The 24,372-nt window shown below is 65.1% G+C and carries 21 protein-coding genes; 2 read left to right on the top strand and 19 right to left on the bottom strand.

Features of this window, described 5'->3' with window-relative positions; all coding sequences use genetic code 11:
* Positions 1-24: 24 nt before the first annotated feature.
* The 8 genes from msrA to ACLBKS_RS08830 all read right to left on the bottom strand — a co-directional run bounded on the left by msrA (position 25) and on the right by ACLBKS_RS08830 (position 7,275).
* Positions 25-531 (bottom strand): peptide-methionine (S)-S-oxide reductase MsrA, encoded by a 507-nt coding sequence (msrA, locus tag ACLBKS_RS08865; RefSeq protein ID WP_410192445.1) that lies wholly within the window; start codon positions 529-531, stop codon positions 25-27.
* 1 nt (position 532) lies between these two features.
* Positions 533-976, bottom strand: a complete 444-nt coding sequence (gene msrB, locus ACLBKS_RS08860; protein WP_410192444.1) for a peptide-methionine (R)-S-oxide reductase MsrB — start codon at positions 974-976, stop codon at positions 533-535.
* A 134-nt stretch (positions 977-1,110) separates the two neighbouring features.
* Positions 1,111-1,773: a YitT family protein gene (locus ACLBKS_RS08855; protein WP_410192443.1), complete on the bottom strand. Its 663-nt coding sequence runs from the start codon at positions 1,771-1,773 to the stop codon at positions 1,111-1,113.
* A 282-nt stretch (positions 1,774-2,055) separates the two neighbouring features.
* A complete protein-coding gene (locus ACLBKS_RS08850) occupies positions 2,056-3,780 on the bottom strand; it encodes an FMN-binding glutamate synthase family protein (protein WP_410192442.1) in 1,725 nt (574 codons plus the stop codon).
* Between the two features lie 27 nt (positions 3,781-3,807).
* A complete protein-coding gene (locus ACLBKS_RS08845) occupies positions 3,808-4,311 on the bottom strand; it encodes a CinA family protein (RefSeq protein ID WP_410192441.1) in 504 nt (167 codons plus the stop codon).
* Positions 4,312-4,323: 12 nt separating this feature from the next.
* Positions 4,324-4,935: a phosphatidylglycerophosphatase A gene (locus ACLBKS_RS08840; protein ID WP_410192440.1), complete on the bottom strand. Its 612-nt coding sequence runs from the start codon at positions 4,933-4,935 to the stop codon at positions 4,324-4,326.
* Positions 4,936-4,968: 33 nt separating this feature from the next.
* Complete coding sequence (locus ACLBKS_RS08835) at positions 4,969-5,730, bottom strand: class II glutamine amidotransferase (protein WP_410192439.1); 762 nt, start codon at positions 5,728-5,730, stop codon at positions 4,969-4,971.
* 21 nt (positions 5,731-5,751) lie between these two features.
* On the bottom strand, positions 5,752-7,275 hold the full coding sequence (locus tag ACLBKS_RS08830; protein ID WP_410192438.1) for a DHA2 family efflux MFS transporter permease subunit: 1,524 nt from the start codon (positions 7,273-7,275) through the stop codon (positions 5,752-5,754).
* Between the two features lie 195 nt (positions 7,276-7,470).
* On the opposite strand from ACLBKS_RS08830, the gene ACLBKS_RS08825 reads away from it, so the two are divergent.
* Complete coding sequence (locus tag ACLBKS_RS08825; protein WP_410192437.1) at positions 7,471-7,770, top strand: KTSC domain-containing protein; 300 nt, start codon at positions 7,471-7,473, stop codon at positions 7,768-7,770.
* Position 7,771: 1 nt separating this feature from the next.
* Here the strand turns inward: ACLBKS_RS08825 and ACLBKS_RS08820 are convergent, their stop codons facing one another.
* From ACLBKS_RS08820 to ACLBKS_RS08780, 9 genes are all read right to left on the bottom strand, one after another.
* Positions 7,772-8,488 carry a M48 family metallopeptidase gene (locus tag ACLBKS_RS08820; protein WP_410192436.1) on the bottom strand — a complete coding sequence of 239 codons (717 nt, stop codon included), beginning with the start codon at positions 8,486-8,488 and terminating at the stop codon, positions 7,772-7,774.
* A gap of 3 nt (positions 8,489-8,491) precedes the next feature.
* Positions 8,492-11,629 (bottom strand): type I restriction endonuclease subunit R, encoded by a 3,138-nt coding sequence (locus ACLBKS_RS08815; protein WP_410192435.1) that lies wholly within the window; start codon positions 11,627-11,629, stop codon positions 8,492-8,494.
* A 142-nt stretch (positions 11,630-11,771) separates the two neighbouring features.
* A complete protein-coding gene (locus tag ACLBKS_RS08810; protein WP_410192434.1) occupies positions 11,772-12,959 on the bottom strand; it encodes an AAA family ATPase in 1,188 nt (395 codons plus the stop codon).
* A 102-nt stretch (positions 12,960-13,061) separates the two neighbouring features.
* Complete coding sequence (locus ACLBKS_RS08805) at positions 13,062-13,991, bottom strand: endonuclease NucS domain-containing protein (RefSeq protein WP_410192742.1); 930 nt, start codon at positions 13,989-13,991, stop codon at positions 13,062-13,064.
* A gap of 30 nt (positions 13,992-14,021) precedes the next feature.
* Positions 14,022-15,221 (bottom strand): restriction endonuclease subunit S, encoded by a 1,200-nt coding sequence (locus ACLBKS_RS08800; RefSeq protein ID WP_410192741.1) that lies wholly within the window; start codon positions 15,219-15,221, stop codon positions 14,022-14,024.
* 80 nt (positions 15,222-15,301) lie between these two features.
* Complete coding sequence (locus tag ACLBKS_RS08795; RefSeq protein ID WP_410192433.1) at positions 15,302-17,779, bottom strand: N-6 DNA methylase; 2,478 nt, start codon at positions 17,777-17,779, stop codon at positions 15,302-15,304.
* A gap of 112 nt (positions 17,780-17,891) precedes the next feature.
* Positions 17,892-18,683 carry a DUF1624 domain-containing protein gene (locus tag ACLBKS_RS08790; protein ID WP_410192432.1) on the bottom strand — a complete coding sequence of 264 codons (792 nt, stop codon included), beginning with the start codon at positions 18,681-18,683 and terminating at the stop codon, positions 17,892-17,894.
* A 42-nt stretch (positions 18,684-18,725) separates the two neighbouring features.
* A complete protein-coding gene (locus ACLBKS_RS08785; protein WP_410192431.1) occupies positions 18,726-19,334 on the bottom strand; it encodes a class I SAM-dependent methyltransferase in 609 nt (202 codons plus the stop codon).
* Positions 19,335-19,518: 184 nt separating this feature from the next.
* Positions 19,519-21,795: a malate synthase G gene (locus ACLBKS_RS08780; RefSeq protein WP_410192430.1), complete on the bottom strand. Its 2,277-nt coding sequence runs from the start codon at positions 21,793-21,795 to the stop codon at positions 19,519-19,521.
* 181 nt (positions 21,796-21,976) lie between these two features.
* Here ACLBKS_RS08780 and ACLBKS_RS08775 point away from each other — a divergent pair, with 181 nt between their 5' ends.
* Positions 21,977-23,002: a LysR family transcriptional regulator gene (locus tag ACLBKS_RS08775; protein ID WP_410192429.1), complete on the top strand. Its 1,026-nt coding sequence runs from the start codon at positions 21,977-21,979 to the stop codon at positions 23,000-23,002.
* Between the two features lie 85 nt (positions 23,003-23,087).
* Here the strand turns inward: ACLBKS_RS08775 and ACLBKS_RS08770 are convergent, their stop codons facing one another.
* Positions 23,088-23,384 carry a hypothetical protein gene (locus ACLBKS_RS08770; RefSeq protein ID WP_410192428.1) on the bottom strand — a complete coding sequence of 99 codons (297 nt, stop codon included), beginning with the start codon at positions 23,382-23,384 and terminating at the stop codon, positions 23,088-23,090.
* A gap of 225 nt (positions 23,385-23,609) precedes the next feature.
* A complete protein-coding gene (locus tag ACLBKS_RS08765; RefSeq protein WP_410192427.1) occupies positions 23,610-24,266 on the bottom strand; it encodes an intradiol ring-cleavage dioxygenase in 657 nt (218 codons plus the stop codon).
* Positions 24,267-24,372 lie beyond the last annotated feature (106 nt).

Raw genomic sequence — 24,372 nt, 5'->3', positions numbered from 1 at the left:
AACGCAGGCCCGTCCAGGCGCCTCTCAGCCTGCTGCGCGCCGCGGCAACACCCAGTTCGGCCGCGCGTAGTGGCAGGTGTAGCCGCCGGGGTGCTTTTCCAGGTAGTCCTGATGCTCCGGCTCCGCTTCCCAGAAGTCGCCCACGGCCTCCACTTCCGTCACCACCTTGCCTGGCCACAGGCCAGAGGCCTCCACGTCCTGGATGGTGTTGATCGCTTCGAGCCGCTGCGCTTCCGAGGTGAAATAGATCGCCGAGCGGTAGGACGTGCCGCGGTCATTGCCTTGCCGGTTGGGCGTGGTGGGGTCGTGGATCTGGAAGAAGAACTCCAGCAGCCGCCGGTAGCTCATCACGGCGGGATCAAAGACGATCTCGATCGCCTCGGCATGGGTGCCGTGGTTGCGGTAGGTCGCGTTCGGCACGTCGCCACCCGAATAACCCACCCGGGTCGACACCACACCGGGCATCTTGCGGATCAGGTCCTGCATGCCCCAAAAGCAGCCGCCTGCCAGTACCGCGCGTTCAGTCGCCATCTCAGATCTCCTTGACTTGGTTCAGGTAGTCCCCATAGCCCTGGGCTTGCATGTCGTCGCGGTGGACGAAACGCAAGGAGGCCGAATTGATGCAGTATCGCAGCCCGCCCCGGTCCGGCGGGCCATCGGGGAAGACATGTCCGAGATGGCTGTCGCCATGCGCCGAGCGCACCTCGGTGCGCACCATGCCGTGGCTGACGTCGCGCAGCTCGTTCACGTGCGCTGGCACGATGGGCTGGGTGAAGCTCGGCCAGCCGCAACCCGACTCGAATTTGTCCGAGGACGCGAACAAGGGTTCGCCCGAGACGATGTCGACATAGATGCCCGGCTCGTGGTTGTGCAGGTATTCACCGGTGCCGGGGTATTCCGTTCCGTTGCGCTGGGTCACCCGGAATTGCTCGGGGGTCAGACGGGCGATGGCTTCGGGCGACTTGGTGTAGGTCATCATGGACTCCGGTTGGTGGTCTGCGGCAGCCTTTGAACATGGTTGTCCGCAGCATCTTTTTCAAGCGGACTTCGCCGGTTCCCCCGATCGGAACGGACGGACAGCGTCGCTGGCGCGGCGGCGACGCAGGGCCTTCAAACCCCCAGATACCGCCCAGGCTTGTGGTTCAGCGCCAGAAACGCCCCCAGCGCCAGCGCGCCCAGCACGGACTGAACCACGCGCTCGGGCGTCACGACGAAGAAGGCCATCAGCACGACGGGCAGATCCACGGCGAGCTGGACCTTGCCCGCCGAGAACCCGTGCTTTTGCTGCGCCCACTGAGCCAGGATGTTGACGCCGCCCACGCTGGCGTGGTGGCGCAGCAGGGCCAGCAGGCCGAAGCCGATCAGCAAGCCGCCCAGCACGGCGGCCAACCAGGGGTTGACCTGGTCGAACTGCAGCACCTTGGGTGCCAGCGCCGTGAAGATGGACACCGCCGCCACCGAACCCAGGCTCTTGAGCGTGAACTCGGTGCCCAGTTGCTTCCAGGACAGCCAGAAGAAAGGCAGGCTGAAGAGGAAGAAGCACAGGCCGAGATTCCAGCCAAAACCGTAGCTGGCCAGGAAGGCCAGACCCGCCACGCCGCCGATCAGGATGCCCGCGTGCTTGAACATCACCAGGCCGAGGGCGACAAAGAGCACGCCCGTGGTCAGGGCGATGGCATCTTCCAGCCAGGTGTGGGGCACGGCGGGTAGAGGGCTGGGCGCTGGGTTGGATGGCGTGCCGGGGGAGGCAGGGGACGCGGGGTCGATTTTCATGGCGGGTACGTGAGCCTGAGGCAGCTGCGGGATAGGCAACAAGGTGCGGCCGGGTGGGCCGCAAGGTCGGACAACGGAGCGCCCGTTCTGGGTCGCAGGGCGGGCACGGACGAAATTAGACACCGAAATCGCCCCATGCGAAGCGGCGCTCGCCGTGCACCGTGGCGGTCGCGCAAGCGTCCGGCGTGGCCGTGTCCAGCGCCATGCACGGAACACTCCCAGCCCGTGAACGTCGCCATCAATCAACGTGGGCCGCTTGCCGCGATCCGCCCAAAAGCGGGGTCAGAGCGTGAACCGGTCCGACCGGGCCCGGGGCCAGTAGTAGCGATAGACGTTGTGCAACTTGTCGAGCTTCGCCGCATCCAGCAGTGCGCCCTCCTCCAGTTGCGTGACCAGGTTGGAGAGCAGGCGCACGTCGTTTTCGTCCACGCGGCGCACGATGTGGTGGGCCGTGATTTCGTTCGGGTGCCGCAGCCCGGCGGCCTGCACCAGTTCCTTGAGCGCGTGCATCGTGTTGTGGTGGAAGCGGTAGACCCGCTCGGCCTTGTCGGGCACCACCAGGGCGCGTTGGCGCAGCGGGTCTTGCGTGGTCACGCCCGTGGGGCAGTGGCCGGTATGGCAGGCCTGGGCCTGGATGCAACCCAGCGCGAACATGAAGCCGCGCGCCGCGTTGCACCAGTCCGCGCCCATGGCCAGGGTGCGCGCGATGTCGAAGGCGCTGACCACCTTGCCCGCTGCCCCGATGCGGATGCGCCCGCGCAGGCCCGCGCCCTTGAGCGTGTTGTGCACCAGCAGCAGGCCCTCTTGCAGCGGCGCGCCCACGTGATCGGAAAACTCCAGCGGCGAGGCACCCGTGCCGCCTTCGGCGCCATCGACGACGATGAAGTCCGGCACGATGCCCGACTCCAGCATGGCCTTGACGATGCCGAACCACTCCCAGGGGTGGCCCACGCAGAACTTGAAGCCCACCGGCTTGCCGCCCGACAGCTCACGCAGTTGCTCAATGAACTGCAGCAAGCCCAGCGGCGAGGAAAACGCGCTGTGCGAGGGCGGTGAAATGCAGGCCTGGCCCTGGGGCACGCCGCGCGCGGCGGCGATTTCCGCCGTGACCTTGGCCGCCGGCAAGATGCCACCATGGCCGGGCTTGGCGCCCTGGCTGAGCTTGACTTCGATCAGCTTGACCTGCGGATCGCGCGCCTGGGCCGCGAAGCTTTGAGGATCGAAGGTGCCATCCGGATGCCGGCAGCCAAAGTAACCCGAAGCGATCTGCCAGATCAAGTCACCGCCATGCACGCGGTGGTGGGCCGAGATGGAACCTTCCCCCGTGTCGTGCGCGAAGCCGCCGCGCTTGGCGCCCGCGTTGAGCGCGAGGATGGCGTTGGCCGAGAGCGAACCGAAGCTCATGGCCGAGATGTTGTAGACGCTGGCGTTGTAGGGGCGCTTGCGGCCCTCGCCAATCAGCACGCGAAAGTCTTGGCCCTCGATGTGCGTGGGCGCCATGGAGTGGTTGATCCACTCGTGCCCGTTGCGCGACACGTCGAGCAGCGTGCCGAAGGGCCGGTTGTCCGGCACGCCCTTGGCGCGTTGGTAGACCAGGGAACGCTGGGCGCGCGAAAAAGGCGCGGCCTCGTTCTCGCCCTCGATGAAGTACTGGCGGATCTCGGGCCGGATGAACTCCAGCAGAAAACGCAGATGGCCCAGCAGCGGGTAGTTGCGCAGCACCGCGTGCCGGGTCTGCAGCAGGTCATAGAGGCCGATGGCCGACAGCACCCCGCCGAGCAGGGCCAGCCACAGCGGCCAGCCCAACAGCGCCAGCACCTGCAGCCAGCCCAGCGCCACCGGTGCGCTGCCCAGGCCCGCGTTGCCAGGGGCCTCGGCGCTGAATTCCATGAAAGCCGCCCAGTCCCGGGCACATAGCCCCAGGCCGATCAGCAGGGCCAGCAAGCTAAAGGCCAGTGTGGCATGGCGCAGCAGCAGGCGGATGTGCTCGTTGATCGCGTGGCGCATGGCCGTCTCCTCGCGCGGTGGGGGTGTTCAGGCAAGTCCGGCCAGGGTGGCGAGCAGGCCACGCAAGGCGTGTTCGGTGGCGGCGGCGCGCACGGCGGCGCGGCTGCCCGGCAGACGCAAGCGCTCGGTGTGCAGCCGGGGTTCGCCCGCGCGGACCTGCGCGCCCCAACCAAACCACACCGTGCCCACTGGCTTGTCGGCGCTGCCGCCCGTGGGGCCGGCAATGCCTGTGATGGCGATGGACAGTTGCGCGCCCGAACGCGCCAGGGCACCGGCCGCCATGGCCCGCGCCACCGGCTCGCTGACAGCGCCATGCGCCTCGATCAGGGCCGCGTCCACGCCCAGCAGTTCGGTCTTGGCCGCGTTGGAGTAGGTGACGAAACCGCGCTCAAACCAAGCGCTCGACCCCGCCAGGTCCGTGCAGGCCGCGGCCACCAGGCCCCCGGTGCAACTCTCCGCCGTGGTCAGCATCCAGCCCTGCGCCTGCAATTGCGCCGCGACTTGTTCGACCAAGGTGGGCGGCAGGCTCATGCGTTCAGAGGCTCAGAAGAAGTAACGCCACAGGGCCATCAGCATCAGTGTGCAGAAGGCCGCGACCAGGTCGTCGAGCAGAATGCCCCAGCCCACCTTGGTCCAGCCCCAGCGCGCGCGCGCGGGCTTGAGGTGTTCGTACAGGCGGTCGGCCCAGCCCACGGGGCCGGGCTTGACGGCATCGAAGTAGCGGAACAGCGCGAAGGCCGCCAACTGCTCCCAGATGTTGGCCGGCATCAGCAGCCACAGCACCAGCCAGAAGGCCACGATTTCGTCGATGACCACGCAGCGCGGGTCGCTGTTGTGCAGGTGCTTGGCCGTGAGCGCGCCCGCCCACCAGGCCACCGGCAAGGCGATGGCCAGCAGCAGCGCCCAGCGCGCGTCGTTCATCCAGGGCTGCAGCACCAGAAAGGCCGCCCAGGCCCAGAGCGTGCCCACCGTGCCGGGCGCCTTGGGCGACAGGCCCGAGCCCAGGCCCAGCGCCAGCAGGTGGGCCGGGTGGGTCAGCAGAAAGCGCCCGTTGGCACGCACCGCGCGCAGTTGCGCGCCTTCATGCCAGTTCGGCAGCGTGGGCAGGGAGTCTTGGAAGTCGGAATCCGGCACGGATTCTTGCGGTTTTGCCATGGGGATGGATTATGAAAGCGAAAACGGCCGTCTTCACACCGGTGCGCCGTCCACGAATACTTTCAATTCGCCTGGGGCCAGGGGTATCCAGGTTTCGTCCTGGGTCAGCGGCGTGGTGGCCACCACGGCCACCCGGTCGGCGGGCGTGGTCAGCTCGGCCAGGTTCAGGCTCAAGTCCTCGTCGCGCAGCGTCACCCGGCCGAAAGGGTGTTGGCGTTGCGCGTAGCAGAGCTTGGTGGAGGCATGCGCCCACAGCGCCTCGCCGTTGCTGAACAGGAAGTTGAAGACGCCATGGCGGGCGATGCGCGGCACCAGCTCGCCCAGGGTCAGGGTGAGATCGGCCACGCTGGGCACGGTGGCATGCGCCTTGGCCAGTTCCTGCATCAGCCAGCAGAAGGCGCGCTCGCTGTCGGTCTCGCCCACGGGGCGAAAGCCGCCGTGCAGGCGCGGCGCGTAGTCCTTGAGGTCTCCGTTGTGGGCAAACACCCAGTAGCGGCCCCAGAGTTCGCGCACGAAGGGGTGGCAGTTCTGCAGCGTCACCGCGCCCTGGGTGGCCTTGCGGATGTGGGCGATGACGTTGCGGCTCTTGATGGGGTAACGACGGATCAACTCCGCCACGGGCGATTCGGCCGCGGCCTGGTGGTCGACGAAATGCCGCACGCCCTTGTCTTCAAAGAAGGCGATGCCCCAGCCGTCCTTGTGGTGGTCGGTGCGCCCGCCGCGCTCCGCGAAACCGCTGAAGCTGAACATCACGTCCGTCGGCGCGATGCAATTCATCCCTAGTAACTGGCACATGGCGGGTCGGTCTTCTTTGCTTCAGTTCGTGCCCGCGGGCGAGGTCGGTGTGGGCGTGGGCGCCGTCGGGCGCGGGGTGCTCTTCATGCGCCAGGCCGCCACCATGGCCACCGCGCAGAGCACGGCCAGCATCAGGAAGGCTTCATCGAAAGCGGCCAGCCGCGCCGGGCTGCTGCCCGCCTGCTTGAGGCTGTCGCCGTGCACCGCGATGCGCCACTCCAGCACGATGCCGCACAGGCTCACGCCGATGGAGCCGCCCAGCATGCGGATGAAGTTGATGGCGCTCGACGCCTGCGAAATCAGCTTGGGCTCCAGCCCCGACATGGCGCCGTTGTTCAACGACGGCAAGATGAAACCCAGACCAATGCGCCCCAGCACCGCCCAAGTCACCAACCAGAAAATGGCCGCGCCCAGGCCCAGCGTCAACATCAGCGCGAAGGACGCGGCCAGCAGGCCCAGGCCCGCGCAGATCAACACGCGGATGGGCACCCGGTCCGACAAGCGGCCCGCCAGCGGGATGGTCACCGCCAGCACCAGGCCCGCAGGCAGCATGATGGTGCCCACGTAAGCGGCGGACAAACCCTGCGCCATCTGGATGTACAGCGGCAACAAGTAAGTGGAGCCAAACAGCGCCGTGCCGTAGATGAAAGCCACCAGGCTGCCCGCCGCGAAAGAGCGCGAGTTGAACAGCGCCGGGTGCATCAGGGGCTGACCGCTCGGGTTCGCGCCGCGCACCTGCCGGTGCTGCCAAAACCAAAAAGCGCTCAAGCTGATGGCGGACAGGCCCAGCAGCGTCCAAGCCTGGGTGTGGTCCGTGCCATGTAGCGCGACCATGCCATTGATCAAGGCCACCGTGCCCACGCCGGACAAGAGCAGGCCCGGCCAGTCCAGCCGATTGCCCTGCCGGTCTGGCGCCACGCCGCCCGGCGCCGAGACCGGCACGTAGCGGTAGGCCAGCCACAGCGCCGCGATGCAGAAGGGCACGATCATGAAGAAGATGGAACGCCAGCCAAACGCGCTGACCAGCAGCCCGCCGATGCTGGGGCCAATGGCGGGCGCCAGCACCACGCCCATGCCGAAGATGCCGCCCGCGCGACCGCGCTCGTGCGGCGCGAAGGCACGCATGATGATGATGGGTGGAATCGGCTGCACCACGCCCGCCGCGATGCCTTCCACCACCCGCGAGGCCAGCACCAATTCAAACGAGTTCGACAGGCCGCCCACCACGCCGCCGCCCAACAACATCAACGTGGCGACCACGTAGGTGCGGCGATAGCCAAAAGCCGACAGCAGCCAAGGCGTGCACAGCATGGACACCGTGGTCGCGATCATGAAGCCCGAACTGGCCCATTGCGCGCGCTCCTGCCCCAGGTGAAAGTGGTGGCTCAAGTCAGGTATCGCCACGTTCACGATGGTGGACGACATGATGGACGCCATCGTCCCGATCATCACCGCCAGCAGCAAGCGCCAGCGGTAGTTCTCGCCGTAATGGGCTTGCATCTCGGCCAAGGTGGCCGGGCGTGGGGTCGATGGGGTGGTGCTCATGGACAAGCCTCGGTTGCGCGGCCGCCGTCGATGTCGAGGTCGATCCGCGCCCGCAGGGGGCGGTGCGGTTCCTCGTCGCGGCGGGCCATGGTGGGGCGAGAGTTTGCCATGGCGGCGGAGAATGGCGACCACCGCAGTTTCAGCGCCGCCCTGCTTGTGCCCGACGGCGACAGACCCCCCCACGCAGCCCTCCCCATGACCCTGCACACCCGCACCTTCACCACCGGCCGCATCCGCCGCGCCGACTACGACGACACCACCCAGCAGCTGGACCTGCACCGCGACGACAAGACGGTGCTGGCCTACAAACAGGTGCCGATGGAAGTGTTTCGCCGCCTGTGCAGCGCGCCCAATCCGACCACGTATTGGGAGGATCGGATTGCGGAGGAGTATCCGAAGGGGGTGGCGATGGGGAAGGGGGCTGGCCAGGGTGGGAGCGGCGGGGATTCGAAGGCTGTTCGGAAGTTTGGGGACTTGTTCGGAGGCGGCGACTGACTCAATAGTCCCAGTCCTCATGCCTCACGGGCAAGCTGTTGAGGCGCCTGCGCCAATGCTGCCAGTGCGGGAGGTTCAAATCCAACAGCGCGACAAACCTCTCGTTATGGGTCGGCTCAAGCAGATGGATCAGCTCATGAACCACGATGTACTCCAGGCATTCAGGTGGCTTCTTGGCCAGGTCGGTATTGAGTCGGATGTAGCCTGAATCCGGCGTGCAGCTGCCCCACTTGGTCTTCATGCGCTGGACGAAGACGCGGCGGGCCTTCACGCCCAGCAAAGGCTCCCACTTTGCCAGCAGCGCTGGTAATGCATCCCTCAGCTGTTGTCGGTACCAGGAATCCAACACCGCTTCGCAGCGCGCCGCATCCGCACCGGGGCGAACCTGCAGGAACAACTTGCGCGGGCTGAGGCTCACGGTGGGCGCGGCATCTGCGTGGCTGAGTTCCAGCAAGTAGCGCTTGCCCCACAGATAGTGGCTCTCTTTGTTGAGGAATACGCGAGGCGTCTCGCGTTCCTGGGATCGCAGCTTGCGCTGCTGCGCGCGTATCCAAGACAGTTTCGAGACCACGAAGAGTCGGATCGTGTCCAGCGGCATGGCCTGCGGCGCCGCGACGCGCACCTTGCCTGCTGGTGGCAGCACACTCAGGTGCACATGCTTGATCGCCTTGCGAGTGACTTCGGCACGCAACTCGCCCAAGTCGAGCACATCCCGCACGGGTCAATACTCCTTCTGGGCAAAAACGATGGGAAACAGGCGGTTCACTTCCTGGATGTCCTGCAACACCTCGAACATCGCCTGCTTCACCATCTGTTCCTTGGCTACCACGCCGCGCCAGCCGTCGGGTCGTTTGGTCTTGATGGCGGCGTCCAGCTTCAGCGCCCTGTCCAGCGCCGCCGTCTTCCCGGCATAGGGTTGCGTCTCAGCTTCCAGGGTGGCGTTGACGGCCACGTGGTCCTTCAGGTTGTTGTACAGAGCGAGTTGGCCTTGCGTCTTCAATTGCACGGGTGTGTCGTCGGCTTTGCCAGCGCTCACCTTTCTGGCGACGTCGGCGATGCGGGCGAGATAGTCCTCGTATTCGATGGCCTTTTCCTTGCGCAGTCGAATGATCTCGTCCAGCAACGCCGACATCTTGGCGAAGTAAGCCGGGTCGGTCAGCTGCTCCTTCAGGATCTTGCTGCGGACGTTGTTCTCGATCGTCTCTGCGATGGATTCTTTGTTGCCCTTCATGTCGCCCAAGCGCTCGGCAATCGCGTCTGCGATGCCGGTCTTGACGATCAAGTCCAGCAGGCCGATGCCGTCGAACGGCGAAATCTTCCGCGGTGCCTGGGCCTCGATGTAGGTGTCGATGAGGTGGCGCATGTCCGCCTCGTAGGGCTTCAGGTCCAGCGTCTCGCCGGCTGCCTTGCGAATGATTTCGCGCAGGTTCAGGTAATGCTTCAGCAGTGACTTGAGATTGTCGATCTGTACGGGCGTGTAGCCCGCCGCCTCCAGCTCGTCGGCCAGATTCGCATAGGCGCGCACCAGCGCCACCACGGCCTTGTAGAGCGCCACGCGGTAGGGCTCGCGCAGCTTCAGATCCTCAGCAATCTCGGTATTGCCGCAAAAATAGTGGATGTGCTCCAGGTCGCCCTTGGGGGGCTCCACCGGCTCGCACAGCAAGGCCAGGGCCTCGATGGCGTCTTCTAAACGTTCGCGCCCGATTTCCAACCGATCTTTGACCAAGATCTCCGGGTCGCTGCCGCCCGCACTGTGGTCCAGCTCGGCGGTGTAGACCGCGATGGCCTTCTCCACCTTCTTGAACAGGTCCTTGTAGTCGACGATGTAGCCGAAGTCCTTGTCCTCGCCATCCAACCGGTTGGTGCGACAGATGGCCTGGAAAAGTCCATGGTCCTGCATGGACTTGTCGATGTAGAGGTAGGTGCAGGGCGGTGCGTCGAATCCTGTCAGCAACTTGTCCACCACAATCAGCAGCTTCATCTGGGCGGGCGCCTTGATGAACCGCTCCTTCACCTGCTGCTCGTAGGTCTCGGTCTTGGTTTTGCCGGGCTCGGTCACCACGTCCTTCAGCAGTTCGGTGTAGGTGTTGTAGATGAACTGCTTGTCGCTTTCGGTGTTGGCGCCGGTCTCTTCCTTGCTCACATCGGAAGCCAGGGGGTTGTAGGAGGTGACGACCGCGCAGCGGCCCTTGAACACCGTCTTGCCGAACAGCACGAAATACTTGCATGCCTCGTAGATGCTGGACGCCACCAGAATGGCGTTGCCGCGCTCGTCCGACAGCCGCGGCTTGACTGCAAAGTCAAACACGATGTCGGCCACCACACGGTCCATGCGGGCGCGCGAGCTGAGCACGTTTTGCATCGTGCCCCATTGCTTCTTTAGCTCGTCCTTCTGCCAGTTATTCAAGGCTTTGGTCTTGGCCTCGAACCACTGGTCGATCTGGTCGGTGTTGCCCAGCTTCTGGTCGATGTCTCGGGCCTCATAGACCAGGTCCAGCACCACCTTGTCTTCCACCGCTTCGGCGAACTTGTAGGTGTGGATATAGCCTCCAAACACCTCCAGGCTGGTCTGCGCGTCGCTCTTGAGCAGTGGCGTACCCGTGAAGCCGATGAACACCGCCTTGGGCATCATGGCCTTCATCAGGCGGTGCAGCTTGCCGCCTTGGGTACGGTGGCACTCGTCCACGAAAACATAAACCTCGCCCTGGGTCTGGCTGGGCTGCGCGGCCAGGTCGCGCAAGAAGGCCTCGAAGTCGTCTGCCCCCGCCTCCGCACCCCGCCGGCCAAATTTGTGCACCAGCGAGCACAGCAGGCGCGGGTTGGGCTGCGCGAGTTGGGCCATCAGGTCGCGGCCGCTTTGGCTGCGGTGGATGGTCTCGCCCGCGTCCTTGAACACGCGCTCGATCTGCCGGTCCAGTTCGTCCCGGTCGGTGATGATGGCCACGCGGGCGGCCGGTTGGTTTTCCAGAATCCAGCGGGCCAGCAACACCATCAGGATGCTCTTGCCCGCGCCCTGGGTGTGCCAGATGATCCCGCCGCGCCGCTGGTTCACATGCGTCTGCGCGGCCTTGATGCCGAAATACTGGTGCACACGGGGCAGCTTCTTGATGCCCCCGTCGAACAGCACGAAATCGTGCACCAGCTCCAGCAGCCTGTCCTTGCTGCACAGCTTGGCGAGGTACTTGTCGAGCTTGTAGCCGCTGTTGTCGGTCTCGTCTTCCTTCCAGCTCAGAAAGTACTTCTCTTGCGTCTCGATGCTGCCGTAGCGCAAGCCCTCCGAGTCGTTGCCCGCCATCACAATCTGGATGGTGCTGAAGAACCAGTCGTTGAACTCCGGTTTCTGGTTCGACAGGCACTGGCGTATGCCTTCGGCCAGGCCCACGCGGCTGTTCTTCAGTTCCAGCACGCCCACGGCGATGCCGTTCAGGTACAGCACGAGGTCGGGCCGGCGCTCATGGCCCGACATTCCGCCGCCTTTGAGCGTCACTTCCTCCGCGATGGCGAAATCGTTGTTGGCCGCTTGCTTCCAGTTCACGAGATGAACCGTCTCGCTCACCTCGCCGGCCGCCACCTTCACTGACACCCCGTAGCGCAGCAACCGGTACACCGCCTGGTTGGCTGCGTACAGCGTACGTCCGTGCACCGATGCTTCCGTGCGCAACTGGTGCAGGGCCGCGCTGATGTGGGCGGGGCTGTAGCCCTGTTTTTCCAAGTGGGCGGTCAGCAGACCTTCTTCGATGCAATGGTTGCCAGCGCGCTCACTCCAGTCGCCCAGGTAGCGGTAGCCCAACTTCTGCGTGAAGAGCCTGATCACCCGTTGCTGGGTCACCCGCTCTGGTTTGCCAATCTCGTCAGACATCAGGCCCTCCCTGTGGACATGTGGTCGATATAAGTCTTTGATTTATCGGAGTGTCGCGCTCTATCGTCCGGGTTCTATCGACTGCTTATCTGCGATACGAAAGCATTTGTCCGATGGCATGCACGGCCCATGGCGCGTTCCTTCAGTCATCTTCCAGAGCAAGGCTACCTTGTGCTGGCGAGGGTGGCCAGCTCCCAGCGTCCAGGCGTGCCTGAAACCAGCGGTGCATGGCGGCGTCCTCCACGGCGTACTCACCGCGTGCCGACTTCCACACCAAGGCCGGCGTGCGCTGCCGCAGAGACTCCAACGCCTTCTGCGCTTGTTGCGGGCTGACCGGGCGCCCCAACTTGTCGCGATAAAAGCGCAAGGCCTCGGCGTCATACGGGCGGAAACGCGGACCCTGGTCCAGCATGCGCCAAAGCACCACTTGATCGGTGGGCTTGAGGCCCAGGTAGTCGGAGTCCATCTGCGCTTCGTCCTGCGCTTGTTGGTCTTGCGCCGCTTGTTGCAACGCCGGTTCAAAGCGCCCGCTATGGCCCGACAGCGGGCTGAGCACCGCCCCCATGGCCGCCATGAAGAACTGCGGCCGATGGCCGAAGGCGGCAAACGCCGCTTGCAGTGCGGCACGGTCTACCGGCACCAGGTCAGGCCGCTGTGCCTCCACCAACTCGGCCACATGGGCAATGAAATCCGTGTCCAGCGCTGGCAGTGCCTGGATCTGCGATCCGTAAAACGGTGCCCCCGCGCTGACGACCAGGCGCAACAGCTTGTCGCGGTCGGAGCCCGACATCACCAGCATCAGGTTCACCCGGCCGGGCTGATTCATCTGGTCCCGCGCCGATTTCAGCGCCGTCATCGCCACCTCACCCGCCTCGCTGGTCAGTGCATGCTGGGCCTCGTCAATGATCAGCGCCACCGGTCGGCCCGCCGCCTCATGCAGGCTGCGCAGCGCGTCCACCAGACTCAGGCCGTCGATCTGGCCGATCTTGCTAGTGTCGATCTCAAGCGCGCCCGCCAGCTTGACGCTCTTCAAGCCGGCCTTCTTGGCCGTGCGCGCCACCGGGCCCAGGTGGGCTTGCAAGGCGTGGGCGATGGCCTCGGCAATCAGGGTGCCGGGATCGCGGCGGGTGTCCGCCCACAGATCCACGTACACCACCTCGACGCCGGCCTGTTGCAAGGCGGGCGTCAAATCGCCCTGCAAAAACGTGCTTTTGCCGGTTCGGCGCGGCGCCGCCAGGAACAGGCCGTTGTGCGCGTCGCCCAGCAAAGGTTTCCCCTGCAAGGCCTGCACCAGTTCTTGCGCCAGCGCGGTACGGTGGTACGCGATCATGCGATTACCTCTTTTTATCCAGAGTATGGGTAGTTTATCTTTTTAAAGATAAATCTGGATAATTGCAGCCAAACCTGCTCGACGCGTGCAGGCCCCGACCGCTCAGTGCCGGATGAGCTTGAAGCTCACCTGGTAGCGGTAGAAGCTGACGCTGGGCACCGCAGCCAGGGCCCAGCGCAGCCTCTGGTCATCGTCCAGCGCGATGATGGCGCCTTCCACGGTCTGGTGCGGTTCGGCGATCTGCTCTTTGACATACCCCATGTAGCGCAGGATCTGGCCCACCACCACGTCCGAGGCGCGGCCGCGCTTGAGTTCCACCACCAGCAGGCGCTGGCCGTCCTTGCTGATGGCCAGGATGTCGATGGGCCCGGCATCGGTGCCGTACTGCTGGCCCACCAGTTCGCCCTCGTCTTCGTAGATCTTGAAGTGTTGGGCCAGTTCGGTCTGCGCCCAGTTCTTCACCAGAAAGTCCTCCAGGTGCTTCTCCATTGCAAAGGCCACCGGGTCTTCCACCACCGGGTCGGTGGCCACGATGCTGGGCGCGGCCTGGCCCGTAAACATGGAGCCGCGATAGGCGGCCAGGAACTGCTCGATCTCCTGGTGGTGGTCGGTGATGGTGCTCACCGTGCCGATGGAGCCGGTGGAATTGCGCAGCGCCTCGCTCATGGCGGCGCGGGCGATGGTCAGCGGGAGCCACTTCACCGGGCGACGGTGCGGCAGCACCTGGCCGGGCGCGTGGTGGTACTCGCCTTCGACCACGCCCACGTGGTACACGCCCGTGCCGTCCGGGCTCAGCACCACGTCCCCGGGCCGGATGCCCTTGGCCACCGTCCACAGCGCGCCGCAGGCCAGGCCCGCCGCGATGCGGCTCTTGTCGGGGTGGCTGGCCAGGTAGACGGGGATGAAGGCGGAGTTGAACTGCCGCCAGGCCTCGGGCAAATGAGCGCTGAGGTCCTGATTGATCTCGTAGTCGGCGCCGATGAAGCTGCCGGCCAGGCACGCGGCGGCGTGGACGCTCTGGCGGCCGAGCATCACGCGGTAAGTAGCTTTGGGAGGGCTTGCTCATAAGTTGGGCTGCACGAGACGGATGCGGCCGGTCAGCAGGGCTTGGGCCATGGCTTGCTTGAGGGCGCGGACCTTGGTGAGGCGGGATTCGAGGGCAGAAATTTCCTCATCCATGTCAGACAGTGCTCGTGCTATTGCGACCTGCTCATCGAAGGGCGGGCAGGTAAAGGCGAGGTTGGCAACATCCCGGCCGTTGATTGCTGGGTAGTTTGATCCTGTCAACAACGCATCAATCTGCTGTTCGACGACCTCCGAAAAGAGTAGTGCGAACAGAAAGCCCGGGCAAGCGATTTTTGGTTTGCAGCGAACAACAGAGAAGCCGGTTGACGCAATCCAGTTTCCGAGGAGCGTATCAAGCAGCAGGTGGGACTTAAGGTTTGGTCGGACAGTCGACACCAGAACGTCGCCGTCCCTCAGCACTCTCCTGGCCCTTGATGGCGCGCTGTCGAATTGGAGTTCGGCGAATGAGTCCAGCCGTCCTTGATTCACGCCTTCTAGCGCGATGTAGTTGAAAGAGAAGCCGGCAGGCGTGCCACTGCTGAGATTCTCTGGATCGATGAAGGCCACGTCGGCAAATGTCGCCTCGCCCCAATTTCCTTGGAACCCCGGCAACCGCCGCCTGCCGGTGAGCAGTTCCTGCATGGCGCCTTGCTTGATCTGGCGCTTCTTGGTCAGCAGTTGCTCCAGCGAGTTGATCAGGCCGTCGGCATCGGTGAGGGCTGTTGCAATGGTTTGCTGTTCATAGGGTGATGAAGGAAGTGGTATCCGGAATCTTGCGAGATCTTGCACCCCGAGATTCGGTTGAGCAGCGCCGCTAGCCCAGCTCTCGATCATTTGAGAGCACAAGCTGGATCCAAAGTAGCAAGCCAAATACTCGCGTGAAAGCCTTGTGGGCTTAGGGCGCACGATGACAAGGGAGCTAGCGATAGCTCCTTGTCCGAAGCCCTCAGGAACTAGTCCGAATTTCCCCACCGACCCGCGTAGGCAGTACAAGATATCGCCGGAGCGCACTTTCCCTCGCGTTAAGCGGAAATAGCTCTCGCTAGTAATGAAGTCCATTCGGCCGAGATTGATCTTTCCATCAGCTACATGTCCTGCATTTACAAACGGAATGCCACTGTGCGAAAAGTCTCGCCCGGAAGGGTAGTTGCTGCTTCGATCCCCATTCTCAAATTCACAGAGATCTCCTAGTGTCATGGCGTCCCAGTCCTGGGGTATGTCGCCAAGCTCTGTCTTTTTGAGGTGAGCATTCGCCAGTTCGCTATAGCTAAGGGTCGTCATAGGATTGCGAACCCCATCTTCGCCAGATGCCCCGCCACCCGCGCCTCCAGCTCGTCCACCTGCTGCGCCAGTTCCGGCATCGTCCGCCCATAACGCTCGGCCAGCTCCTTCAACCGCCCGGTCAACGCCTGGCTCACGCGGTCCAGCTCGCCGTGCACGGCGGCGCTCAGCGCGGCCATCCACTTGTGGTCCACCACGAGCGCCTTCACCTCTTCAGTTGACAGCGTGGCGTAGCGGGCCAGGGCTTTGGTGTCCAGCTCGACGTCCAGGGTCTTGATGCGCTTTTTCAGGCCGCTGGCCTGCTCCGACAGGGCCAGCCATTGCTTCAACACGGCGAGTTCATCCGCCGTGTCGCCAGCGTCCGCATTTGCACCCGCATCGCGCCCAATCTCCTTGACGCGTGCCTTCACTGACGCGTCGTTGATCTTGTCGAAGCTGCCGAACACATCCTCGTCACCGCTGTGCTCTTCTTCCAGCTCGGTCTGCGCGGCCAGCGTGCTTTCCAGCTCGGCGTTCAGCCGGTCCAGCTCCGCCTGCTCGGCGGCGAAGTGGTGCTGCACCAGCAAGGCCTTGGGCACCAAGTCGCAGGCCCAGCCTTTGTCCACCGTCTTGCCCGGTGAGCCGTCTTTGTTCTTCTTGGTCTCCAGCACCCGGTAGGGCGTGGCCTTCCAGCCGTCTTCGGCGATCAGGTAGGCGTCGTCTTGCATGGTCTCGGCCCAATAGTCCATCAGGTGCTGGTAGACGGCGTAGGGGTCGATCAGCTTCACGGCGGTGGGTTGGTGTTCGTAGTGGGCCAGCAGACCTTCTGCACCGCGAATCAGGTGTTTGGGGTGGAAAGCGCCTTTCTCCAACGCCCTGAGGCTGTTGGCCGCCGCAGCGCGCCAGCTGTCGAAGTGCCGGTTCATCGCCGTGGTGAGGGCCTGGAACTCCGGGTGCTGGTGGATGGTGGGTTTGATGGCGGCGGGCGCCACGGCCAGATCCAGGTAGCCCGGCCGCCTCGGCTTGAACAGGGCGGCGCGCAGCTGGGGGCAGACTGCCCAGTAGCGGCCCAGCGTGTCGGGGGCCAACACGTCGGCCTCGGGGATGCCGCCATTCAGGTGGGCGTCGATGTCCTGCTGGTCCTCGGGTGTGCTGCTGTCGATGTAGCGCGGCAGGTTGAGGTTGAAGTCGTTCTTCTCGATTTCATCCAGGCCGACCAGGCGGGCGTAGCGGGGGTCGCTCTCGTCCAGTGTGGTGAAGGTGTCGACGATGCGGTGGATGTCACGCTCGCGCAGGCGGTTCTTGGGGCCGTCCTTCATGTAACCCTGTGCGGCGTCGATCATGAAGATGCCTTGGCGCGAATTGACTCGGGCGGCGGCACCTGCCTTGTCGATGACGAGGATGCAGGCCGGGATGCCGGTGCCGTAGAAGAGGTTGGCCGGCAGGCCGATGATGGCCTGGATGAGGCCGCGCCGCACCAGATTCTTGCGAATCTCGGCCTCGGCATTGCCGCGGAACAGCACGCCGTGCGGCAGGATGCAGGCGGCCCGGCCAGTACTCTTGAGCGAGCGGATGATGTGCAGCAGGTAGGCGTAGTCACCTTGCTTGTCGGGTGGGGTGCCGAAGCCCTCGAAGCGCTTGTACTTTTTCTTATCGACCGCCACCACGTCGCCATTGCTCCAGCGTTTGTCGGAGAACGGTGGGTTGGCCACCACGTAGTCAAAGGTCTTGAGCTGGTCGCCATCGAGGAACTTGGGGTCGGCCAGGGTGTTGCCCTGCTCGATCACCGCACCGGGGTTGTGGTGCAGGATCATGTTCATGCGGGCCAGGCCGCTGGTGACTTCTTCCTTTTCCTGGCCGTAGACGCTGACCGGCGTGGGCGCGGCCTCCGCCACCTTCAGCAGCAGTGAGCCGGAGCCGCAGGTTGGGTCGTACACGGTGGTGTTGGGCGTCGTGTTGGCCTGCGCAATGCCCAGCACCTGGGCCATCACGCGGCTGACCTCGGCCGGGGTGTAGAACTGGCCCTTGCTCTTGCCACTCTCGGTGGCGAAGTGGCGCATCAGGTACTCGTAGGCATCGCCCAGGATGTCGTCGCCATCGGCGCGGTGCTTCGAGAAATCCAGGTCCTTGGATTCGAAGATGCCAATCAGGTTGGTCAGTTTGTCGACCTTCTCCTTGCCCTGCCCGAGCAGCGCGTCGTCGTTGAAGTCGGCCTTGATGCGCAGGCGGTTGGCGTCCTCCAGCGGGCGGACGATCTTCTTGTTGATCTGGTCGCCGATGTCGCTCTTGCCCTTGAGCGCCACCATGTCGGCAAAGCTGGCGCCCGGTGGGATCTGAATGGGTGCAAAGGGCTGGCCCGCGTACTTGTCACTGATGTACTTGATGAACAGCAACACCAGCACATAGTCCTTGTACTGGCTGGCGTCCATGCCGCCGCGCAGTTCATCGCAGGAAGCCCACAGTTTGGAATAGAGATCTGACTTCTTGATGGGCATGGGCCGTCGTTTTTTCTGGGTGACTCGGGTGGGGTGCGTGCGGGGTATGGCGGGCACGGATCACAGGGCGATGGCCACGCCGATCAAAATCATAAGCGGGCGATGCAGGTCGTCAGGCGCCCAACACCGCCCCCACACCCAGCATCACCCCCATCAACACAGGCTGGTGCAGCATGTAAAAACTCAAGGACCAACGCCCCAGCAACGCCAGTGGCGCCAGCACCTTGGGCAGCGCGCCGCCCAGCATGGGTGCGGCGCGTTGGCCTGATGTGCGCGCCAGCAACCAGCGACCGATACCGTAACCCCAGAGCATCACGCCCAGCCAGGGCAGGAGTGGCACGTAGTCTTCAGTGATGGGCTTGTGCGTCACCAGGCCCAGCCAGTTGGTCCAGCGCGTGTCAAAGAAGGGATGCTGGATGAACTGCGGCAGCAGCACGGCCAGCAGGCCGAGCACGGCGCAGTGCCAGGGCTGCAGTCGCGGCCCGGCCCAGCGCAAGAGCAGCAGCATCACGGCCATGCCGTGCAGCACGCCAAAGCTGATGTAGCTGCTGGGGAACATGAACCACGAGCCGAGGGACACGAGCAGCGCGCAGCCCGCGATTTGCGCCCAGCGTTTCCAGAAGCGCGGCCAGCCGATGTGCTGTGCGTGGGCCAGGGCCTGCCCCAGCCCGGCGCAGAGCAGGAAGAGGCTGACGATCAGCGTGCGCTGCGTGGTCCAGAACGGGTCTCGGTAGAAGTCCGCCTTTAGCCAGCCGAAGTAAGCCAGGTCAAAGCAGGCGTGAAAGCCCGCCATCCACACCAAGGCCGCGCCGCGCAGGGCGTCCAGACGGGGCAGGCGGACGGGGGATTGGGGAGAAGACGCGGTGCGCGAAGAGGTGCGAGCGGAAGAACGTGCGGGCTTCATGCGCGCACTGTAGCGTGCGGCCCTCACGTTCAAACGCGGCGCTCAGCGCTCGCCCGCGCTCTCCAGTTCAAACAGGGGCGTCGTGGTCTGTCGACTGAGCCAAACGCCGCCGCCCAGTTCGGTGAAGCCTTCTTGCAGGCCACGCCGGTACAGCTGGGCACGGTGGCGAAAGAGGCGCGGGTCGGTCAGCGTGTCGTCGATGATGTCGCGCTCGTAGTCCTCGCGGGTCGCGGCCTCCAAGTACAAGGCGCCGCGGCTCAGCGTGGCGAGGTTGTGCAGCGCCCGCTTGAGGTCGGCGGCGCTCAGGTAGGGCAGCACGCCCTGGCAGATCACCAGGTCAAACGGCTCGGTGCTGCGGTAGTCGACGACGGAGCCGCGCTCCCAGCCGTAGCGCGCGCACAGGTACTCGCTGTACTCCACGCCGTGGTACTGCGCCTCGGGAAAGTGCCGGGCCACCACCTCGCGCCACAGGCCGATGCCACAGCCCACGTCCAGCACACGCCGCACCGGCACGCGCAGGTACTGGAGGTAGCTGCACACAAAGGTGCCCAGCCGCTCGAAATGGCCGGGGTCCACCACGCGCGTCTTCTTGTCGAAGTAGTAGCGCTGGTAATACGCCTCGTCGAACCATGCTTCATGGGCAGATTGCACGCTTGTTCCTTGTGGTCGCGGCGCTCGAAGGGGCGCCAGCGGGGAGTATGGCCCAGGGGCACGCACACGCTGGACCCGGAGCGTGACGAGGCTTCACGCTGGCCATGCAGGAAACAAACGGCGCCCGCAGGCGCCGTGGGTCTCTGTGCCTCCTCGGCCTTGGGTGTGATCGTGCGATCGTTGATCAGGCCGCGGCCTTCACCTTCAAGCGCCAGGCATGCAGCAGCGGCTCGGTGTAGCCATTGGGCTGTTCCAGGCCCTTGAACACCAGGTCGGTCGCTGCCTTGTAGGCCATGGACGTTTCAAAGTTACCGGCCATGGGCTTGTACAGCGGGTCGCCTTTGTTCTGTTCGTCCACCACGGCGGCCATGCGCTCGAAGGCGGCGCGCACTTGGCTCTCGGTCACCACGCCGTGCAGCAGCCAGTTGGCGATGTGCTGGCTGCTGATGCGCAGGGTGGCGCGGTCTTCCATCAGGCCGATGTTGTGGATGTCGGGCACCTTGGAGCAGCCCACGCCCTGGTCGATCCAGCGCACCACATAGCCCAGGATGCCTTGGCAGTTGTTGTCGATTTCCTGCTGGATCTCGGCGGCGGTCCAGGGCGCTTTCATGCCGGGCTTGCCGGCCACGGGCACGGTCAGCAGGCGGGCCAGTTCTTTCTCTTCGATCTGCTTGAAGTTCTTGGCCTGGGCTTGTTTTTCGAGTTGGTCTTGCAGCGCGGCCACGTTGATCTGGTGGTAGTGCAGCGCGTGCAGGGTGGCGGCCGTGGGGCTGGGCACCCAGGCGGTGTTGGCGCCGGCCAGCGGGTGCACGATCTTCTGCTTCAGCATGGCGGCCATCAGGTCGGGCATGGCCCACATGCCCTTGCCGATTTGCGCGCGGCCCTTGAGGCCGGTGGCCAGGCCGACCAACACGTTGAGTTTTTCGTAGGCGTCGATCCAGGCGGTGCCCTTCATGGCGGCCTTGCGGATCATGGGGCCAGCGTGCATGGCGGTGTGCATCTCGTCGCCCGTGCGGTCCAGGAAGCCGGTGTTGATGAAGGCCACGCGGCTCTTGGCGGCGGCGATGCAGGCCTTGAGGTTGACGCTGGTGCGGCGTTCCTCGTCCATGATGCCCAGCTTCACCGTGTTCTCGGGCAGGCCCAGCAGGGCTTCGACGCGGGCGAACAATTCGGAGGCGAAGGCCGCTTCCTCGGGGCCGTGCATCTTGGGTTTGACGATGTAGATGCTGCCGGTGCGTGAATTGCGGATGCCGTTCTTCGTGAGGCCTTGCAGGTCGTGCAGCGCGATGGTCGTGGTGATGACCGCGTCCATGATGCCTTCGTGCATGTCGCTGCCGTCGGCGTAGCGGATGGCCGGGTGCGTCATCAGGTGGCCCACGTTGCGCACGAAGAGCAGGCTGCGGCCGTGCAGCTTGATCTCTTCGCCGTTCGCGCCCTGGTAGACGCGGTCGGGGTTGAGGCGGCGCGTGAAGGTCTTGCCGCCTTTGCTGACGGTCTCGGTCAGCGTGCCCTTGAGGATGCCCAGCCAGTTGTCGTAGGCCAGCACCTTGTCTTCGGCGTCCACCACGGCCACGGAATCTTCCAGGTCCAGGATGGTCGAGAGCGCGGCTTCGACCAGCAAGTCGCTCACACCCGCGGGGTCGGTCTGGCCGATGGGCGTGCTGCGGTCGATCTGGATTTCGATGTGGATGCCGTTGTTGCGCAGCAGGATGGCGCTGGGCGCGGCGGCGCTGCCCTGGTAGCCAATGAACTTGCCGGCTTCAGCCAGCGTGGCCTGACGTCCGTCCTTCAGTGTCACGAGCAGCTTGCCGCCCAGCACGGCGTAAGCCTTGGAGCCGACGTGTGAAGCCGGCTTGCCTTGCGCGGGGGCCAGCGGGGCCACGCGGTCCAGCACATGGCGCGCGTACTCGATGACCTTGGCGCCGCGCACGGGGTTGTAGCCCTTGCCGTCCGGGCCGGTCTTGGTGGCGCCTTTGTAGCCCGGTCCATCCTCAGGCAAGGCATCGGTCCCGTAGAGCGCGTCGTAGAGCGAGCCCCAGCGCGCATTGGCCGCATTGAGCGCGTAGCGCGCGTTCAGGATGGGCACCACCAGCTGTGGGCCGGCCTGCACGGCCAGTTCGGCGTCCACATTGCTCGTGTCGCAGTGCACGTCCTTCGGCGCGGGCACCAGGTAGCCGATTTTTTCCAGGAAGGCTTGGTAAGCCTTCATGTTTTTCCCGGCCGTGATAGGGCCAGGGTTGGCCTTGTGCCAGGCGTCCAGCTCTTCCTGCAGCTTGTCACGCTTCTTGAGCAGGGCCGCGTTCTTGGGGCCGAGGTCGCGGGCGATGGCGTCGAGGCCCGCCCAGAACTTGGCGCTGTCCACGCCCGTGCCGGGCAGCACTTTTTGTTCAACAAAACGGTGCAGCGCGGTCGCGACCTGCAGGCTGTGGACACGGGTGAATTCGGTGGCAGGCGTCGTCATGGCGGACCTCCAGGGGGCAAAGACAGGAAGGGTTGAACAGGGCGCAGCGCGGGAGGTGCGCCTGTTTTTGTGGATGACGAACTGTATTTGATACTTGGTAATCCATTAATCAATAAATAATCTCGATATTCGGAACAAAAAGTATTGAATCAAGGCGAAACCCCGGCAAAGGCGAGGCGACATGGACAAACTCAAACAGATGGAATCTTTCGTCGCGGTGGCCACGCGCGGCAGCCTGACGGCGGCGGCGCGGGCCGAGGGCGTGGCCCCGGCCATCATGGGGCGGCGCTTGGACGCGCTGGAAGAACGCCTGGGCGTCAAGCTGCTGCTGCGCACCACGCGGCGCTTGTCGCTCACGCACGAGGGCAGCGCATTTCTGGAGGATTGCCAACGCTTGCTGGCCGACATCGCCAATGCCGAGGCCGGAGTTTCGGCGGGCGGGGTCAAAGCCAGCGGCCATTTGCGCGTCACGGCACCCGCGGGGTTCGGGCGCCGCCACGTGGCGCCCCTGGTGCCGCGCTTTCGCGCGCTGCACAACGACGTGACGATCTCGCTCAACCTCAGCGACCGCGTGGTGGACATGGCGCGCGAGGGTTACGACTGCGCGGTGCGCGTGGGGGACCTGCCGGATTCGTCCCTGGTCAGCGTGCGCCTGGCCGACAACCGGCGCCTCTGTGTGGCCACGCCCGAGTACCTGAAGCGTCACGGCTCACCGCAGACCCCGCAGGATCTGGCGCGTTTCGATTGCCTGGTGCTGTCCAGCGAGGCGTCGCAGACGCGGGGCTGGGCTTTCCGCATGCCACGCAAAGCCCAAGGGCTGCAAACAGAAGGAACGGGTGAGGGATCGGGCATTCCTCCTTCAGCCCAGGGGCTAGAACAGGAAATTGCCAGCGCGGAGGTGCCAGGCCTGGCCGATGGCGAACTCTTCCATTACCGCCCTCAAGGCCCGCTGGATTGCTCCGACGGGCAGGTGCTGCACGACTGGTGCCTGGCCGGTTACGGCATCGCCTGGCGCAGCACCTGGGAAGTGGAGGAGGACGTGAGCGCGGGCCGCCTGGTGCCCGTGCTGGAGGACTACGCCGCGCCGCCCAATGGCATTTACGTCGTCTTTCCGCAGCGCAAGCACCTGCCGCTGCGCCTGCGCTTGTGGCTGGACTTTCTCAAGCACCACTACGGCCAGCCTGCGTTCTGGCAATCCCGCCGCTGATCCAGACCGCGCGAATGGCGCGCAAAAAAACAAGCCCCGGGCGCTTGCGCGTCCGGGGCTTGTGTCGAGGTAGGCAGCGGAGTGCTTACTTCTTGGCGGGGGCAGCTTGTTGATCGGCCACGCACTTCTTGATGTGGCTGGTCTTGGCGGCGCCGGCCAGCTTCTTGTCAGCGGCGGACTTCTCGCAAACCGCGTTGGCATTGGCTTCCGCAGCGGCTTGCTGGTCGGCCACGCACTTCTTCTCGAAGCTGGTCTTGGCGGCGCCAGCCAGCTTCTTCTCAGCGGACTGGGCCGCGCAAGTGGCGGCGGCATCTTGGGCGTGGGCGGCAGTGCCCAAGCTCAGGGCCAGGCCGAGGGCGAGCAGGGAGAGCAGTTTTTTCATGATGTCTGTTGTCTCAAGGAATGGATGCTGGGGGCATCCGGGATGGATACCCGGGGCGGGAGTCTAGCGCTTTGAGATGACGGGGCGCCAGAGCGCAAAGGGGCGCCGCGCGCGATGCTGTGGGAGAGGTCTCACGGTTCCTGGCGATCCGCGACGCCAGCCTGTGCGCTGCGTCCATCCGAGGCCGCGCGATGGAGGCGGGCCTCCACCAAGTTTTTGACCGGCTCAGGAGGGCACCACCAGCGCGTGGCGCGCCATCCAGCGCAGATCGGTCTGCGCCGGTGCGGGCGTCAAGCGCAGCGCCGCGGCCTGCTGGGTGGCCGAGTCAAGCTGGCGCCAGAGGAAGTCTTCCGCGTTGCCGGGATCGCCCGCGACGAAAAGCTGGGTCGTCAACGTGCCGAAGCTGGCGTGGCTGATCTTCAGGTGAATGTGGGGCGTGCGGCCCGGGTAGGCCACGGGGCGGATGGTGCGAAAGCGCAGTTCGCCGCCCGTGCCACTGACGGCGGCGCCATAGCCCTGGAAGCCGGGGTCAAAGCGGCCCGCGGTCGCGGGCACGCTGGGGTGGCGGTACGCGGCCTGAGCGTCGCACTGCCAGATCTCGACCTCGGCGCCATCGATGGCGCGGCCCGCGCTGTCCAGCACCTGGGCTTCCAATCCCAGCCAGGCCCCTTGCGCACGCAGCACACCCTCCTTGCGGCGCACGGTGGTCAGGTCGGCGTCTTGGTCTGGCCAGAGGGTGCTGTCGGCGCGCCAGCTGCGCGGCGGATAGAACGGGCCTTCCGTCATGCGGGGCAAGCGCGTGCGCGCGGGGGAGGCCAGCGCGGGCACGGCCACGCTGGCAGCGGCGGTCAAGGCGGAGCTGATGAGGAGTCGGCGGCGCATGCGCGGCATTGTGCGCATGCGGCTTTTCCCGTGGGGCGCTAAGCCCTTGAGAGCGTCGGGCTCAAGCCGCGAACGCGGCCCCAGCGCAGCTGGCCGGAGCTTTGCG

Source organism: Hylemonella sp. W303a (assembly GCF_046452315.1).
Taxonomy (GTDB): domain Bacteria; phylum Pseudomonadota; class Gammaproteobacteria; order Burkholderiales; family Burkholderiaceae_C; genus Hylemonella.
This window is presented reverse-complemented; position numbering and strand designations above follow the sequence as displayed.

What these genes read in the sequence shown, in the direction of transcription:
- ACLBKS_RS08795 (WP_410192433.1), bottom strand. Translation starts at nt 17,779, where the DNA reads ATGCCCATCAAGAAGTCAGATCTCTATTCCAAACTGTGGGCTTCCTGC.
- msrB (WP_410192444.1), bottom strand. Translation starts at nt 976, where the DNA reads ATGACCTACACCAAGTCGCCCGAAGCCATCGCCCGTCTGACCCCCGAG.
- ACLBKS_RS08840 (WP_410192440.1), bottom strand. Translation starts at nt 4,935, where the DNA reads ATGGCAAAACCGCAAGAATCCGTGCCGGATTCCGACTTCCAAGACTCC.
- ACLBKS_RS08815 (WP_410192435.1), bottom strand. Translation starts at nt 11,629, where the DNA reads ATGTCTGACGAGATTGGCAAACCAGAGCGGGTGACCCAGCAACGGGTG.
- ACLBKS_RS08770 (WP_410192428.1), bottom strand. Translation starts at nt 23,384, where the DNA reads ATGAAAAAACTGCTCTCCCTGCTCGCCCTCGGCCTGGCCCTGAGCTTG.
- ACLBKS_RS08775 (WP_410192429.1), top strand. Translation starts at nt 21,977, where the DNA reads ATGGACAAACTCAAACAGATGGAATCTTTCGTCGCGGTGGCCACGCGC.
- ACLBKS_RS08805 (WP_410192742.1), bottom strand. Translation starts at nt 13,991, where the DNA reads ATGCTCGGCCGCCAGAGCGTCCACGCCGCCGCGTGCCTGGCCGGCAGC.
- ACLBKS_RS08830 (WP_410192438.1), bottom strand. Translation starts at nt 7,275, where the DNA reads ATGAGCACCACCCCATCGACCCCACGCCCGGCCACCTTGGCCGAGATG.
- msrA (WP_410192445.1), bottom strand. Translation starts at nt 531, where the DNA reads ATGGCGACTGAACGCGCGGTACTGGCAGGCGGCTGCTTTTGGGGCATG.
- ACLBKS_RS08790 (WP_410192432.1), bottom strand. Translation starts at nt 18,683, where the DNA reads ATGAAGCCCGCACGTTCTTCCGCTCGCACCTCTTCGCGCACCGCGTCT.
- ACLBKS_RS08855 (WP_410192443.1), bottom strand. Translation starts at nt 1,773, where the DNA reads ATGAAAATCGACCCCGCGTCCCCTGCCTCCCCCGGCACGCCATCCAAC.
- ACLBKS_RS08765 (WP_410192427.1), bottom strand. Translation starts at nt 24,266, where the DNA reads ATGCGCCGCCGACTCCTCATCAGCTCCGCCTTGACCGCCGCTGCCAGC.
- ACLBKS_RS08780 (WP_410192430.1), bottom strand. Translation starts at nt 21,795, where the DNA reads ATGACGACGCCTGCCACCGAATTCACCCGTGTCCACAGCCTGCAGGTC.
- ACLBKS_RS08835 (WP_410192439.1), bottom strand. Translation starts at nt 5,730, where the DNA reads ATGTGCCAGTTACTAGGGATGAATTGCATCGCGCCGACGGACGTGATG.
- ACLBKS_RS08800 (WP_410192741.1), bottom strand. Translation starts at nt 15,221, where the DNA reads ATGACACTAGGAGATCTCTGTGAATTTGAGAATGGGGATCGAAGCAGC.
- ACLBKS_RS08850 (WP_410192442.1), bottom strand. Translation starts at nt 3,780, where the DNA reads ATGCGCCACGCGATCAACGAGCACATCCGCCTGCTGCTGCGCCATGCC.
- ACLBKS_RS08810 (WP_410192434.1), bottom strand. Translation starts at nt 12,959, where the DNA reads ATGATCGCGTACCACCGTACCGCGCTGGCGCAAGAACTGGTGCAGGCC.
- ACLBKS_RS08825 (WP_410192437.1), top strand. Translation starts at nt 7,471, where the DNA reads ATGACCCTGCACACCCGCACCTTCACCACCGGCCGCATCCGCCGCGCC.
- ACLBKS_RS08845 (WP_410192441.1), bottom strand. Translation starts at nt 4,311, where the DNA reads ATGAGCCTGCCGCCCACCTTGGTCGAACAAGTCGCGGCGCAATTGCAG.